Origin of the sequence: Tumidithrix elongata BACA0141 (genome assembly GCF_036349135.1) — a bacterium.
Lineage (GTDB): Bacteria > Cyanobacteriota > Cyanobacteriia > Pseudanabaenales > Pseudanabaenaceae > Tumidithrix > Tumidithrix elongata.
In genome coordinates this window covers 1-15,315 of sequence record NZ_JAZBJZ010000126.1, presented here as the reverse complement: position 1 = coordinate 15,315, position 15,315 = coordinate 1, and the positions used below count along the sequence as shown (strand labels likewise).

General features: G+C 43.4%; 16 protein-coding genes and 1 pseudogene. 3 read left to right on the top strand and 14 right to left on the bottom strand.

The features are described from left to right. Positions 1–100 precede the first annotated feature (100 nt). Positions 101–616, bottom strand: a complete 516-nt coding sequence (locus V2H45_RS21715) for an inorganic diphosphatase (RefSeq protein ID WP_330485781.1) — start codon at positions 614–616, stop codon at positions 101–103. Between the two features lie 248 nt (positions 617–864). Here V2H45_RS21715 and murI point away from each other — a divergent pair, with 248 nt between their 5' ends. Next, positions 865–1,704 (top strand): glutamate racemase, encoded by an 840-nt coding sequence (gene murI, locus V2H45_RS21710; protein ID WP_330485780.1) that lies wholly within the window; start codon positions 865–867, stop codon positions 1,702–1,704. Between the two features lie 44 nt (positions 1,705–1,748). Continuing rightward, on the top strand, positions 1,749–3,230 hold the full coding sequence (locus tag V2H45_RS21705) for an N-acetylmuramoyl-L-alanine amidase (RefSeq protein ID WP_330485779.1): 1,482 nt from the start codon (positions 1,749–1,751) through the stop codon (positions 3,228–3,230). A 46-nt stretch (positions 3,231–3,276) separates the two neighbouring features. On the opposite strand, the gene V2H45_RS21700 is transcribed toward V2H45_RS21705, so the two are convergent. The 4 genes from V2H45_RS21700 to V2H45_RS21685 form a co-directional block, all read right to left on the bottom strand. Then, a complete protein-coding gene (locus V2H45_RS21700) occupies positions 3,277–3,981 on the bottom strand; it encodes a nuclease-related domain-containing protein (RefSeq protein WP_330485778.1) in 705 nt (234 codons plus the stop codon). A 66-nt stretch (positions 3,982–4,047) separates the two neighbouring features. Next, entirely contained in the window at positions 4,048–5,121 is a 1,074-nt protein-coding gene (locus V2H45_RS21695; RefSeq protein WP_330485777.1) for an LOG family protein, read from the bottom strand. 173 nt (positions 5,122–5,294) lie between these two features. Continuing rightward, entirely contained in the window at positions 5,295–6,062 is a 768-nt protein-coding gene (locus V2H45_RS21690; protein ID WP_330485776.1) for an ABC transporter ATP-binding protein, read from the bottom strand. Positions 6,063–6,135: 73 nt separating this feature from the next. Then, positions 6,136–6,942, bottom strand: a complete 807-nt coding sequence (locus V2H45_RS21685; protein WP_330485775.1) for a Uma2 family endonuclease — start codon at positions 6,940–6,942, stop codon at positions 6,136–6,138. Between the two features lie 319 nt (positions 6,943–7,261). Between V2H45_RS21685 and V2H45_RS21680 the strand changes: the two genes are divergently transcribed. Further along, the gene (locus V2H45_RS21680; RefSeq protein ID WP_330485774.1) at positions 7,262–7,711 is read left to right on the top strand and encodes a retroviral-like aspartic protease family protein; all 450 of its coding nucleotides are present in this window, start codon (positions 7,262–7,264) and stop codon (positions 7,709–7,711) included. 156 nt (positions 7,712–7,867) lie between these two features. On the opposite strand, the gene V2H45_RS21675 is transcribed toward V2H45_RS21680, so the two are convergent. The 9 genes and pseudogenes from V2H45_RS21675 to V2H45_RS25730 all read right to left on the bottom strand — a co-directional run. After that, entirely contained in the window at positions 7,868–8,650 is a 783-nt protein-coding gene (locus V2H45_RS21675) for a cephalosporin hydroxylase family protein (protein WP_330485773.1), read from the bottom strand. Between the two features lies 1 nt (position 8,651). Beyond that, on the bottom strand, positions 8,652–9,347 hold the full coding sequence (locus V2H45_RS21670) for a metallophosphoesterase family protein (RefSeq protein WP_330485772.1): 696 nt from the start codon (positions 9,345–9,347) through the stop codon (positions 8,652–8,654). Continuing rightward, a complete protein-coding gene (locus V2H45_RS21665; protein WP_330485771.1) occupies positions 9,328–10,356 on the bottom strand; it encodes an ATP-grasp domain-containing protein in 1,029 nt (342 codons plus the stop codon). The genes V2H45_RS21670 and V2H45_RS21665 overlap by 20 nt, the downstream gene beginning before the upstream one ends. Beyond that, complete coding sequence (locus V2H45_RS21660) at positions 10,353–11,072, bottom strand: class I SAM-dependent methyltransferase (RefSeq protein WP_330485770.1); 720 nt, start codon at positions 11,070–11,072, stop codon at positions 10,353–10,355. Before V2H45_RS21660 ends, V2H45_RS21665 begins: the two co-directional genes overlap by 4 nt. Next, positions 11,069–11,785 carry a WbqC family protein gene (locus V2H45_RS21655; RefSeq protein WP_330485769.1) on the bottom strand — a complete coding sequence of 239 codons (717 nt, stop codon included), beginning with the start codon at positions 11,783–11,785 and terminating at the stop codon, positions 11,069–11,071. The genes V2H45_RS21660 and V2H45_RS21655 overlap by 4 nt, the downstream gene beginning before the upstream one ends. Before the next feature lie 110 nt (positions 11,786–11,895). Then, on the bottom strand, positions 11,896–13,050 hold the full coding sequence (locus V2H45_RS21650; RefSeq protein ID WP_330485768.1) for a class I SAM-dependent methyltransferase: 1,155 nt from the start codon (positions 13,048–13,050) through the stop codon (positions 11,896–11,898). Positions 13,051–13,075: 25 nt separating this feature from the next. Then, positions 13,076–13,924: a phytanoyl-CoA dioxygenase family protein gene (locus tag V2H45_RS21645; protein WP_330485767.1), complete on the bottom strand. Its 849-nt coding sequence runs from the start codon at positions 13,922–13,924 to the stop codon at positions 13,076–13,078. Positions 13,925–13,939: 15 nt separating this feature from the next. Further along, a complete protein-coding gene (locus V2H45_RS21640; protein WP_330485766.1) occupies positions 13,940–15,052 on the bottom strand; it encodes a DegT/DnrJ/EryC1/StrS family aminotransferase in 1,113 nt (370 codons plus the stop codon). Positions 15,053–15,084: 32 nt separating this feature from the next. Continuing rightward, a pseudogene (locus tag V2H45_RS25730) lies at positions 15,085–15,261 on the bottom strand (DUF29 family protein); the annotation flags it as partial. Between the last annotated feature and the right edge of the window lie 54 nt (positions 15,262–15,315).

The window sequence follows — 15,315 nt, the reverse complement described above, 5'->3', positions numbered from 1 at the left end:
TACTAGGCTACCTAACTTTCTCGGGCTTGTCAACCCCTTTTTTAAATGTTTTTTTGGAATAGCTTGTAACGGTTAGCAGACAAAGCTTTGAATCCCGTGGCTATTTACCAAACCCAGCTTCTATGCCTTTAGCAACAAGTGCATTTACCGCTTCTACGCCTTCCCAGCCTTTAATCTCGGTTACTTTTTTCTCTAGATTTTTATAGCTACGGAAAAACTCGGCAATTTCATCAAGACGATGCTGAGAAATATCTGACAAGGTTTTAACGTTGGCATACCGAGGGTCTTTGTCGGGCACACAAAGAATTTTTTCGTCGCGATCGCCACCGTCAATCATGATCAGCATGCCGATCGGACGTGCAGGAATTACACAGCCAGGAAATGTGGGCTGATCCATAATCACCATGCCATCAAGGGGATCGCCATCATCACCTAGGGTGTTCGGGACAAAGCCGTAATCGTAGGGATACTGTACGGATGAATAAAGCACGCGATCGAGTGCGAAAGCATTGAGGTCTTTATCAAACTCATATTTATTTTTACTGCCCGCAGGAATTTCGATCAGGACATTAAGAATGCCGGGCTTAGGTTGAGCAGGAATCCGCGATAAATCCATAAAAATTACTTAGATACTCCTAAAGTGTTTTAGCTCTTTATTTAAGAGAGCAGTAAATGTACTTAAAGTTAAGTATAAGTGGCTTCTGAACCCTTCCAACTTTAATGACATGATTCATTCACCGATTGGGCTAGCGTCATTAGCTCGACACAAACTAGCTAAGTGAATATGAACATTTTGAAAATTATGCTTTACTGTGAGCAGTGTGATGTGTGAGGAAGTGAATGTTTTCAAATCAGCGAAGCGAAATGCTAACGTACAAGCATGATACACAGTATCCTATCGGTGTTTTTGATAGTGGGGTAGGGGGGCTAACAGTACTACAAGAAATGCATCGCCAGTTACCGCAAGAGTCAATTATTTATTTTGGTGATACAGCCCGTTTGCCCTATGGCAAGCGGACACAATCAGAAATTATTGAGTATGTCCGCCAAATTTTGGTCTGGATGCAGTCTCAGTCAGTCAAGATGGTGATTATGGCTTGTAACACCAGTTCTGCTCTGGCATTAGATGTTGTACGACGGGAGTTTGACCTACCAATTTTAGGGTTGATCTTGCCCGGAGCAAGAGCTGCTGTGAAGAAAGGCAAACGGATTGGGGTAATTGCGACAACTGCAACAGTAAACAGTGGGGCATATACTCAAGCCATGCTTGAGAGTTCTCCACAAGCTGAGGTTTGGCAAGTTGATTGTCCCGAGTTTGTGCCGCTGATTGAGTCAAATCGAATTAACGATCCTTACACTTTGCAAGTTGCCAGTGAATATCTGACGCCTTTACTGAAAGCGAAAATCGATACGTTGGTGTTTGGTTGCACGCATTATCCTCATCTCAAGGATATTTTGCGACAGATCGTGCCTGCTCATGTAAGGTTTATCGACCCAGCCAAGTACGTTGTCAAGGCAGCCATGCAGGAACTGGATATTTTAGGCTTACGTCATAGTGAAGGTAGGAGTGCAGGGAATCGAAATCTAACGAAGTTTTACGTCAGTGGCGATCCCGAGCAGTTTGCTCAGGTTTCTAGTCGCTGGCTAGGCAAAGTGCCATCAGTGGAAAATGTGTCGCTCTCTCCTGTAGAATTGCTGTCTTAAAGTTTCCCTAATGGCTCTCTGAATTTTCACATGGGAGTACTGTATTGAAATATAAGCAGCTTTGGTTTGGCATTAGTTTTTGCCTCGTTGGATATTGTTGTGGCACTTCAGCAGTTTTAGCTCAGTCCAGAGTTAATCCAGTGGCTGAAGAGTCTGTACTTCAAGCTCAGATAAATCCGACTAGTTTAAATAACGGGTTCAGGCTTAGGGGAGTTCAGGCTTCACCTGATGGATTATTGTTGCTGATTAATGGCAATCCTCAAGTAAATATGTGGCGGGTTGCGAACCCCGATCGCATGATTGTCGATCTACAGGGAACGGAAGTTGCATCAGAGATGCATGGTTCAGTCATCCCTTTAAATCGCTATGGGGTGAAGCAAGTAAGGGTTGCTCAGTTTCAGCAAAGCCCTGCGATCGCACGTCTCGTCTTCGATTTAGATCCCAATACAGCGAATACGGCTTGGCGAAGTACTTTTAATCCTGCAAGTGGGATGTTGGTTTTAAAGCCTACTGGTGCGACAACTCCCACACCTCAGCCTTCACCCCAATTAATATCCAACGGTGGGGTCGCAAGTACAGCAATACCTGCAACGATTCAAGCTTTGGTGGTGACAAGCTCTGGGCAGTTAATTATTCAGGCAGATCAGGGATTTACCTATCGTGGTAGTCAAGATCCCACTTCCAATACTTACAATCTCACAATTACGCCTGCCCGCATTTCCGCTCAACTGCAAAAGCCAACACTCAGTGCCAATAGTCCGCTAGAGCGGATTCGGATGACACAAGTGGGAAATTCAGTATTGATTGGGATTCAAACGACAGCAGGCTGGCGTTTGCAAGATGTTGGTAGTGGGAGCGCGAGGCAAGTATCGCTGTCTCTGTACCGTCCTAAGGGTGGCACAATTGGTCAAATTCCATCTTCAACCATACCTACTCCGACAACCATACCTTCAGCTTCTGTACCGTCCAATCGAGGCAGAGGCTTAGTAGTCATCGATCCCGGGCATGGCGGACCTGATGTGGGGGCGATCGGGAATGGAATTTATGAAAAGAATGTCGTTTTGCCGATCGCGTTTCAACTAGGTCGCGCCTTACAACAGATGGGCTACTCTGTGGTTTATACCCGAACGGGTGATATTGACTTGGACTTAGAACCGCGCGTCCAAATGGCTGAAAATGTTAGAGGCGATGTATTTGTCAGCGTTCATGCTAACTCTTTGGCATCTAGGGCAGACGAAATTAGTGGAATAGAAACCTATTATGCACCTGGAGCTGTTTTAGGACAGCAGCTTGCCAGCGCTGTGCATCAACAAGTCATAGCTGGGACAGGTGCGATCGATCGTGGTGTTAGATCGGCAAGATTTTATGTGATTCGAAATACCACGATGCCTGCTATTTTGGTGGAGACGGGGTTTGTCACAAATCCCAGAGATGCGGCCAATCTGAATAATCCAGCCTACCAAGAACGTATGGGCACTGCGATCGCTAGAGGAGTCGATCAATTCATGCGATATTACCGCCGTTAGTCGTTGGAATTTTTTCGCTCTGAATTTTGGATCGCGTTAATTTACCTTACCCTAACGAACGTAGAAGTGATACGAGTCTTAATTTCTCAACCACATGCACCCCTCGGTGTTTTCCTGCCGTAACCGATACCTTGGCATCCGAAAAAACTACAATCGGGGTGACAAAGTTCAGTCCCTTTTGTTTTTTAACTTGCAAAGCCTGTTTCATCGAGCATTCGAGAAAATCTTTTTCAAATTTGTATGTTGCCTTTCCCATCCGACGGGATAATTGATTGCCATCCATAATAACTTCACCTCGGTGAGATTTCACATCGACCACATAGGCGCGACTTTGAGGGGAAATACAAAGAATATCTGCATCTCCCAATCTCCCTGCCAACAACATGCCGTATTCAATCTGCCAACTTTCTCGCTCTAGTGGCTCCATCTCCTTTGCCACATCTTCTTCGCCTTTAGCCCCGCGATCGGCACGATCTGCTTGCTGCCATAGGTAAACACCATTGAAAGCTAAGCCCAAAGCTACAAGGATAAAGAGGATTGGAAAAATAAATGCAGAAAATTGAAACAGGGAAAACTGGACTTTTGACGTTAGCAGAAAAGTCTGCTTTAGAAAGTTTTCCAGAATTTTGAATAGGATGACCGGGGCAACAATTATTAAACCGGCCGAGATAAATGACCCCATTGCTTTGAACCGTCTTTTAGCCGCTAAGCGACGGATATTTTGCCCAGCTAGGCGACGTGGTTCTACCATTAACACTTTGCTTGAGATTTTGCCAACATATTGACCAATTCATGTTCAGAAGACTACCCAAAAGGTCTATTTGCTTTCAGGATGATATTCAGAATGGCACAAGATTTCATCGTCACAGGTTTGATTAATTTCCAGAATTAGCTGCTGAAGGCGACCGTAGTTACGCTGGTTAAAATACATCACCAATCGGGGTAACGACAGAATGTGAGGTTCCCTCTTTTCTTGGGGTAAAGCCGCACTACGCTGGATACGTCCCTGAACTAAGACATCGCTAAAATTTTGATTGAGTCGATCTAGGTGAGCATCGGAAATATCAAAGTTGAGCCGCACGACAAATAGATTTTTCACCCAGCGGCTGGAGTGATAGACCTTATAAAAGTCATGAATTGCCTGACAAGCTCGCTCGACTTTGTCGGTAATCACATACAAATTGAGATCGCCTTCAGTAATTAGACCTCTCGTCAACAAGTGCTTTTGAATGTATGCATCCCATTGTTGCCAATAGTCGCCACCCGGTTTGTCAATGAGTACAAGTGGTCTAGGTGTCGCTTTTCCCGTTTGGCAGAGCGTGAGGCATTCAAAAAATTCATCTTGAGTCCCAAATCCGCCGGGGAATAAAGCGATCGCATCACTTTCTTTCAAGAAAAATAACTTGCGCGTGAAAAAGTACTTAAAGTTCATGAACTTGTCATTCACATAACCATTGGCAACCTGCTCAAATGGCAAAGAAATATTTAGCCCAAAAGAATGCTCCTTTCCTGCCCCCTGATTGCCCGCTGCCATAATGCCACCACCACCGCCCGTAATCACCATAAAGCCCTTTGCGCTAATGCACTGCGCAAAGTCGATCGCCTGTTGATATTCTGGAGTTGTAGGTAAAGTGCGAGCAGAGCCAAAAATACTCACTTTGCGAGTACTAGCATGGGGGTGAAACAGAGCGATCGCTTTCTGAAAATCTTGCAAAGAGCCTGAAATCAGCTTCCAGTCGAGACGTTCGGTGGGATTTTGACTGAGAAGTGCGATCGCCTCTAAAGACGATTGAATTAAGTCATTATTTTCAAGTTCGGGCAGGCGATCGAGCAGCCGATGCAGATCGGCTTTTAGCTTGGTGAGCTCTTCTGGTTTAGGGGATGTAGTCATAGACTCATTTTAGTGGCTGTCCCTGGCAATTCACGCTAACAGTTCACTCTGATAAAATCAGAATTCAGCAATCCAGTTATCCATCTACTAATTGGCTTCGACTCAGTTTGACAACGCTCACTGACCTTCGCTCAGACAACGTTGAGCTTATCGACATGATATCAAGTAAGTCCCTAACCGCTACCTAAATAGGCTTCTAGAACTTGGGGATTGCAACAAACTTCCTCAGGCGTACCATCTGCGAGATAGCGACCTTCTGCCAACACCCAAACGCGATCGCACAGAGACATAATCACATCCATATTGTGCTCGATGATCAAAAAACTCAAACCCGATTGGTTCCATTGCTGAATGTGACCGCAGATCTCTTCGATCAGAGCAGGATTCACGCCTGCGGCGGGTTCGTCCAATAAAATCAACTTCGGATCGCTCATCAAAGCCCTACCAATCTCTAGCAACTTACGCTGCCCTCCCGAAAGAGAACCTGCGTAGTTGCCTGCCATGTGAATCATGCCAATCGATTCAAGAATATGCCTCGCTTTTTCACGATTTTGACGTTCTTGCTCAGCGATCTTGGTTGCCTGAAACCAAGCATTCCAAAATTTCTCACCGATTTGACCTTGAGCGGCAAGCAACATATTCTCAAGTACGGAAAGACGCGAGAGCACGCGTGGTACTTGAAAAGTCCTGACCATGCCCAACTGCGCGATCGCATGGGGTGGTTTACCCTGAATTGGCACACCCATAAGTTGCACCGTACCGAGATCGGGTTTGAGAAAATTAGACAATAAATTAAAGAATGTCGTCTTACCCGCACCATTGGGACCAATCAGCCCCGTAATGCTCCCTGTCGGCACCTCAATGCGAGCATTTTGGACTGCCTTAATCCCGCCAAAAGCTTTTGACAGGTTTTCTGCCTTTAAAATTGCTACATTATTCATGGGTAAGATTCATAGATTTTTAGATCGGGAAACCAACGACTTCTAGCTCAGGTCTGGAGGAATTCGTATATCCCTATTCATCAGAAATGCCAAGCGATCGTATTCTTTCTTGCAACTCATGCAACTTCGCTTCGGCTTGTTCAGCCCGATTTGCCTGTTGTATAGCAATCTGACGTTCTTGCTCAGCAATCTGACGTTCCTGCTCGGCAATCTGACGTTCCTGCTCGGCAATCTGACGTTCTTGCTCGGCATTCTGGCGTTCTTGCTTAACTTTTTTGATCTCATTTTGGGCAAATTCTTGAAGCGTAGGCACTAAAACACCTTCTAGGGAAAAATAGCGCAATTCTCGTTCATGCACACCTAAAAACAAGCCAAGTACTTCACTCCAAATCCAGCCTTGCGCGTTAGGAGTAATTGGATTATACCGATTCAGATCTAACCGAAAACCAGCAAATTCTAATGTTTCTGGCGAAAAGTAAAAATATTCGGGCGTGTGAAATCTTTCAGAATACAAATCTCGTTTTAACTTGCGATCGACGCTCGCAGTGGAATCAGACAGAAGCTCAATAATCAAATCGGGATATTGCCCATCTTCTTCCCATACAACCCATGAGTTACGAGGCGCTCTAGTCGTATTTTTAACCAAGAAAAAATCTGGTCCGCGAAAGTCCTTATTTTTTAGCTGCTGGCGGCTGAAATAAATGGTTAGATTTGCACCAATAAAAAAGTCGTCTCGTTCTTGCCAAGCCCATTCTAAACAGGTAACAAGTAATAACAACTGCATATAATGCAAAGAACTTTCCATTTCAGGTTCATCACTCAAGAGCTTACTAGCATCGGGCATTTGCATCTCAAGTTCGCGTGCGGTGATTGCTGCCATAGGGTTTCTCCTGATGCACTCAATAGATAATTATGACTCAATACTCTTTTCCGCCAAAATATCTTAATATTTCAGGTTTAAGTAGGAAAATAAGTTTAGCGATCGCGGCAGGTAATTTCGCCAATTCAAATCTTCAGAGCGATCGCTTCACTCTTTGTAAGTGCGATAGCATAGTGTACACCCATCTACCCTAAGGGCAAAATCTGAATGCCAGTCCACGGATCGGTTAGTAAAACATTTAAGAGCAAAAAATGATTTAGGAACGAAAATTAAATAGGTTCAGGGATTTTTCAGCCATTATTTTTGAGGTGTATTCGTTATGGCTTCTATACTTAATTTGACAAAAACAATGGGTAAAGTTTATACAAAACTGACTGTGACCAATCGTGGCGATCAGTTTTTGGCAAAAAGAAACTTAATTCCTGATGAGCAAGTACGATCGATCGACATCGATCAGGTACTAGTTGACACTGGCGCAACAACTTTATGTTTACCGTCAGAAATTATCGAGAAATTAGGCTTAGAGCTACTAAAAGAGGTTGATGTGGCAACAGCAATGGGGCTTGGCAAGGCAAAAATTTATAGAGATGCAACAATTTTTTTGCATGGAAGAGAGGGAACTTTTGAATGTTTAGAGTTACCAAAGGGCGGTGATGCTTTATTGGGTGTAATTCCTTTGGAAATGTTGGGATTGGAACCAGATTTGCAAAATCAAACTTTGAGGGTTTTGCCATCGGAGACTGTTGACACTTATTTGACTATTCTTTAGTGCTGCCGTTTGAGACGATGCTGACCAATTTTCAATCCCTTCGAGGGTAGATGCCCCGCCCCTTGGGGCGTAAGTATCTGATACAAAAAAGGCTGTTTCATACTTCTTATTGATTATTTCAAGAACATCATCTAATAGCTTTGCCTCAGGAATTTTTCATGATTGAACCCGTTTTAAATAACCGTCTGGGGCAACTGTAATCAGCAGTTTATGCTGAATGCTTTTGTCAATTTCAAACTCAGGATGAGTTTTTAAGTATTCCCACACTGCTGTTTTTGGATTATTTCCCACACCCCAAGGGCGATCGCTAAAAATATCAGCTGGGCAATCCTCGATTGCAGTATCTAAGACAATACAGTAACTGCCAAGGGAGGTTAGGGGCGCGTAGGCTTCGAGCTCAGCTAGAACATGATCGTGGGTGTGATTGCTATCTAAGCAAACTAGGATACGCTGAAAGTTTTTCTTGATCGCATATACCTGCTCGATGATTTGAGGATCGATACTAGAACCTTCAATCATCTGAATACGAGAGGACATTGGATGGGCTTCGATCTCTCGACGATTATGAGATCGAATATCAATATCAATTCCGACGACTTTGCGATTTGGCTGAGCAGGATCTAAAACTGTGCCGTTTTGCTGTGCCTCACAGTAATCTAACAGTGCCAGCATTGAGGCACTAAAAATTAGTGACCCACCATGGGCAATACCTGTTTCAATAATGAGATCAGGCTGAACCTTCCAGATCAGCTCCTGCATAGCACAAATATCTTGCGGGTACTGGATGATAGGTCTACCAAGCCAAGCAAAATTATAACTGTAGTTTCCCTCGCCTACGGACATCATCCACTCAAGCGAAAGTTGAAATAATTTTTGGTTGTCGCCAAGGAATGTGACATTTTTTTGAACTTGGGTTTGGAATTGCCTAATCGGATCCAATTTATTCTCCTATTTCTATCTTGATCTGATCAACCCGACCACCGATTTGCGCACCGACATATAGGTTCTCGTAATGCATGGCTGAAAAACCAGCAAGTTTCATCGCATCAGCAGTGCGGTCAATATCATAAGGAACTCGGTACAGAGTAATCTCCTCTTCTTTGAGAATAGCGTACGCCGCGCGACAATCCCCGTCGCGTGGCTGCCCTACTGAACCTGGATTACAAAAGCGTTTTTGACTAAAGCGTACCAAACTCTGTACATGCGTATGCCCAGCAAATAAATTCACAACACCATTCGGGATGATTTGCTCAGATATTGTATAAAGATACTGATCTTGCAGATCGTCAGGTCCTCCATGCAAAAAATAATTTCCCCCCTCGCGATAAGACGGTAAAGACTGACTTAGCCAAGTCTTTTGCTCGGTGGTTATGATAGACATCTGATACTTGATAATACTGGATACAATGCTTGAACGCGGGCAAAACGAGCCATGAACCAAATAGCTATCGTGATTTCCCATAATATTGATTGCGTTATGTGCCATGAGGAGATCAATGCATTCTCCTGTTTGAGCGTGATAACCAGCAACATCGCCAAGAGAGATAAAGCGAGTACATCCTCGCTCCACTGCATCGCTAAGCGCTGCTTGGAGGGCAGACAAATTGCTATGAATATCAGATAGGATCGCAATCATAGGTAACGAAGTCTTCACTATAGCGCCAAGCCATACCGTAGCGGATCTGGGGACTTTCTGGAATTTTGTCAAACAGAAAAAAATCTAGAGACATCTCTGCCTCATTATAGCCAAAAGCTGCTCGCAGCGAGGTACTACTGGAAAAGCGTGGATTTATTTCCAATAGATACGCGCCCTCTCCCTCTTTGCGAAATTGAAAATTAGTTGGTCCAAGTGGCTGGAATAACTTCGTAAGGCTCTGTACAAAAGCCTCTATGACTGGATCGTCAACAACAACTGCTGCCTGAGTGTTGCCAGCAGTAGACAAGCGACGACGAAAAGTAATGGAAGGCAGTGCCTGTCCATTCCCTAAACCAAAGAGACCGACAGTATATTCTTCGTTATCATCGCCAACAATGCGTTGTAACAACCAAGCGTCCTTTACATTATTGCGCCTATACCAATAGTGGAAATCAGTTTCATCACAAAGTCGCACAATCCCACGCGAACCATTTCCCCGTCGAGGTTTCAAAAGTAATGGCGGAGTTCCAAGCTGCGAGACCGCGTCTTGCCAGCTATCTACAATTAACCTCGTTGGGATGCATGGCAGTCCATGTCTTGTAAGCTCTTCACCCAATTGCCACTTGTCAGTTGAAAGTTCAATCAGATTATGATGATTCAGGGCGAGACGAGCACCTGCCTGCTTTAGCAAGTCCCGCTGTCCATTGAGGAAAAACACGTCAAGTTCCAATCCGGGCAAGACAATATCTACACCTTCTTTCTGCAATATCTCATTCCAAAAGTCGAGGTAAGTTGGCTCTAATTCATCACATATTGGCTTCTTGTGGAAGACATCGCATAGTAATGGACCTGGCGATTGATCACTACGATCAATCCCTACGATGCGTAATGGGTAGTGCGATCGCCGAAGGCTCTTGATAATACCCTGACCAATAATGGCACCAACGCCCGTTACAAGAACGGTTATTGTAGAGTTCCGCGCACCTTCGCCGATATTTGCAGATATCATTCAGGCACGACCTCCATCAGCAACCCCACACATAAATCAGGAAACTCAATTCCCACTTTTAGCATGGCATCAAGATTAGCTCGAAAGTCTGGTAAGGTCTTGAGCACCGCAAGTGGAAGAGGCTTGAGGTAGATCCCTTCTTCGTGAGTAATACGATATCTTGCTTTACTCAAAACTTTTCTTAAAGTATTACGGCAGTATTGCCGCTGATGCCCCTGTGCGACATCGTTGGCATTGAGGCTATAAATGTCGTCGATCAAACCAAGCTCCAGACCAAGTCGACGGTTGAGAGACATAGCATTAGGCACAGCCACGTACATCTTCCCTCCCGGCTTGAGGAATGCTCGATAGCGTATAAGCAGCAAGTCTGGATCATCGACATGTTCTAGAATAAAACCCATCACAATCACATCAAATTGCTCCTTCGGGTTAAATGTCTCGAAATAGTCAAAGACAAGCTCCCCAGTGAAATCTGGGTGTGCATGTCTAAACTGTTCGATCACAGTCGAGGCACCTTCAACAATCACATGCCTTGAGCAGGATCTAGCAAAAAGTTTAGCGGTAAACCCATGTCCCAATCCTAACTCCAGAAGTGATGCCACCTGCCCACTACGCGCCATAACCCGTTCGGGATACCAATGCAGTATCAGATCGTTCTCAAGTTCAGTCGCCGCATTAGGACGATATTCTGATGCCACTGCGTTCAAGTCTTTCATAATATTTCCTCCTTATTTAGCTGGTCGGCAATGAATTCCCGCCACGACACTGGCATGCCAGCAATCCATGATGCTCCTTCCTTACCACAGTTTGCTACTAAGTCGAGCGCCGTTACGTACGGAGTGAACTTTCCGTGCTCCTGCGGATAGCAGTGCAAACTATAGTCAATGTAGGCTACATCAATCCCTTGAGCCTCAAAACGTTCGTGTTCTAGATAGTGTCGAGCACCATGTCCTGTCAGATACATTTCGGCATTAAAATGTAAACATAAATCTATCACACGCTGCGAGCTGTGTCCTTGAATGTGGAGCATCGACGAATCTTGGAATGAGGTATTGTCTGCAAGACCGAAATAGTCAACCAAAGTAAGGATAGATGCCTTAGATAAATCAGCTAAACATTTAAAATCATTTGCGAAAACCCTATCGACGAGCATTAGCATATCGTCCAGATATGGTGTATTGGCATAGGCTTGACTCAGCAACTCGCGATGCTTATGCCGCCAGTTACTACGGTTATCGATCTGAACTTCGTTGATCAGTTGTCCAAGATGACGATCGCGCAAAGGTACAGTCAACCAACGCATACCATCAGCAGTCTTGACTTGAACGCGATTGGAAAAAGATCCACGAGAAAACTGCACATCATCGTAAAAGATAAATATGTTGCTGAGTCGAATCTGTTCCAACAAACCCACCCATGGAAAGTACATGGGTTGCGAGACGACGCATACTCTTTTATTGGTTGTTAAATATCCGAAATCCATGTTCAATTAATTACAAATATCCCACTTACATACTTATCTATTAATACAAGGATTTTTTAGAGAAAGAGATATTCGTGATTGCATTTTTTCCAGTCATCTATATTGCTTATAGCTGCTTGGGCAATTTTAGGATTTAAACCAATATAAAGTTTAGTGATTTTTAATGGTAGATCGCTAGGATGTAATATCGGTTTTCCAAGCATTGTCTTCCCTTTTAAAAGTGGATTTTGATCTACAAAGCATTTGATATTGTCAAGGTCTCTAATACAAGTCGCAATGAAATTTCCATACACACCTGCCCCATAAATTGCAGCTTCTTGATTGACAGTTTTTTGTTCAAAATCGGCAATCTTTAATTGAAGATTTTCCCAATAATTAGCTATGTCAAGACATGCCTGATTGGTATTGGCTAAATCTACTTGAGGAATTTCGTAGGGAATGGAGTTATAATCAGTATTTTTACCAATAACAATAAATGCCGCGAAATGAGATCGGGAGTCCACTTCAATAGTCTGGAAACCTGCCTTGGCAAACATATAACGCAGAGAAACTTCACTGTAATGATGCACATGATCGGCAACAATAAAATCTCCAGTGTTCTCGAAAACATTGGGGACAATACAGTAAAAGATCCCATCTGGCTTTAAGAGACTCTTAATAGTAAGAAGTTCTTTGATTGGGTCTGGCGTATGCTCAAATGCAAAGAAAGAGGTGATTACATCAAAGATGCCATTCCATTCTTCTTTAGGATGATAGGAAGCGTACCGATCTGATGGCAAAAACTTTTCCCACAGATGTACATACATTTGGCTAACATCAAACAAATAAGGAATTACATTCAGGTTCAAAGTGCTCAATCGCTTCATCACAGTGCCCTTAGCGCAACCATAATCTAGAACGTTCATGCCAGATTCAAATTTAATCTTGGATACTAAAGTATCCACTTGATGTTGTTGTCTAAAAATCTTTTCGCCATCTACTACTTTATACAAAACATCATCTTCTTCACTTTGATTAAAAAATTCATACTGCTTGTCATAATAAGTCTCAATATTTTCTATTTCATTCGTCTGTAAGTGTCCGATATCAGTATTAAGATAAACAACTGTTGCCCCATTATATATTTGGCTTAGCGAGGTAATCGAGCGATCACTTTGTGATTTGTAAATAGGTGTTTGCAGAGTTCTTTTAGTTAACGCGCACTTGATCATATAAAACCTTCTAGCTTTGGGATGGTTAGTTGTCTATAACTAATTCTGGGTGAATATCTTTAAGTTGCTTGCCATTCGCAACACAGCCACTCCAATTAATGTGAAGTCCACTTGGGTGATTAAAGTTAAAATATCGAACCTGCATACTCCAACGGGATCTATTACCCATGTTAGTACCTGATGAGTGTAAAGTGAGGAAGTCCATTAAAACTAAATCTCCGGGTTCAGAAAGTGGTGCAACAAATCCATACTGCTCGATTAAAGCCGCTTCATTTTCTATTCGCATCGCAAACGCACCAGTTTTTTCGGGATTTTCTGGATCTCGTAAGTAAGATCGACGCAAACCACCTTGATGGGATTTAGGACAAATTTGCACTGGTCCCAAATCAGGAGTTATAGATACCAATGGACTCCAAAACACAATACCGTCAATACTTCGCAATTGGTCGCGATATTCGTAATGCAACAAAGCACGATACACATCCTCATGAGGGTTGTCTATGCGGATGCCATAACCTGCTGCTGCAATCGCAGGCATATCAGTGTTACGTAACTGAGAAAACAATTGCTCGTTTTTCTCTAAACTCACAAATCTCATAAAAGCGGGTATCTGTTTTACTGCGTCATATACTTCTCCACCATATTTACGATTTGTAGCGATGAGTTCCTGATAACCATAGTCAAAAGTTTCAGGCGAGAAGTTTTTTCGATCTAGGCTAATATTGTACTTTTCAAAAAGAATTCCAAGAATCTTCCATATTCCATATTGGATAGGCTCTATCTCTTGGTGACGATCGTAGAAACCCTTGATTACTAGATATCCACAATTAGTAAAGTCTTTAATTTGAGCTTCTGTAAGTAAATCGGGTATCATTTGGGTTAAGACACTCTACATTAATTTAAAATTTAAAAGGCAGTTTAAAACAGTTAATAATTCTTGGGAAGTTAAGTCATGATAGCTAGGAAGATTTATAGCACGATTTGGAATATCCCAAGCATTCCGATTACCTGGTCTGTCAACAAACATCGGTAGACTAGATAGGGGATGAAAAAAGACGCGTGCATCAATGTTCTCGGTATGTAAAGCCTTTTGTAAGTGTTCGCGGGTAATGCCTGTTTCCTTATCAAAGACAATCGTGGGCATCCACGCACCGTTCGCTGTTCCTGCTGGTTCAGGGTTCATCGATATACCAGACAAACATTCTAAGTTCTCACGATAATACTTGAGGATTTCTCGCTTTCGATGGATTAACTCATCAATTCGTTCCATTTGAGCGCACCCGATCGCGGCTTGAATATTAGACATTTTATATTTAAAACCAACCATATCTGCCCAGAACTGCTTGGTTTGTCCTCTAGCACGTCCGTGATTAGAAAGCGTGAGTACAGTTTCATAGAGGTCAGCATCATTCGTGACAAACATGCCTCCCTCGCCGGTGGTGAGTGTCTTTGTACCGTGGAAAGAAAAGCTGCCAAACTTACCCATGCTACCTGCGCGTTTCCCGTGATATACAGAGCCGATCGCCTCAGCCGCATCTTCAATTACAGGAATACCATGCTTCTGACCCATGGCAAGTAGCCGATCCATATCGCATAAATTGCCATATAGATGAACCGCAATAATTGCCTTAGTTCGTGGCGTAATCGCAGCTTCAGCTAGATCGGGGTCAATACACCAGCTATCGGACAGTATATCGACAAATATAGGCTTTGCTCCCAAATGCACAATAGGGGCAACCGTAGCAATCCAATTGGTGTCAGCCATAATCACCTCATCGCCATCACCAATGCCCAAAGCTGCCATGCCCATATGTAAAGCACCCGTACAACTTGAAGTTGCGATCGCGTATTTCACGCCGAGATGTGCTTTAAATGCCTCTTCAAAGCGACTGATATATTCATAGCAGCGATCGCCCCAGCCATTCCGGGCAGCATCTGTTGCATACTCGACTTCTAGTTCGGTAATTGAGGGCTTCGTGTAATAAATGCGGGGTTTTGTCATGGGTGGATAAACATTAAATCAAGCATAATTTATTAGCAGGGAAGCCACTTTTCATCCAACACCTGTTCCAAATTAGCGATCGGTGTTATGGGAAAAATATCTAGGGGAATCTGCGATCTTGTTGAAGCGATTTCCCGACCATCTCGATAACATTCTTCAAATACCTCTAAGAGATAAGGTTTAAGACTGGGACTTGCTTTTAATTCTTTTTTGGTAATTGCTCAACTTAGAGGAAATAATGCTTCGAGGGGGTTCAAAGCCAC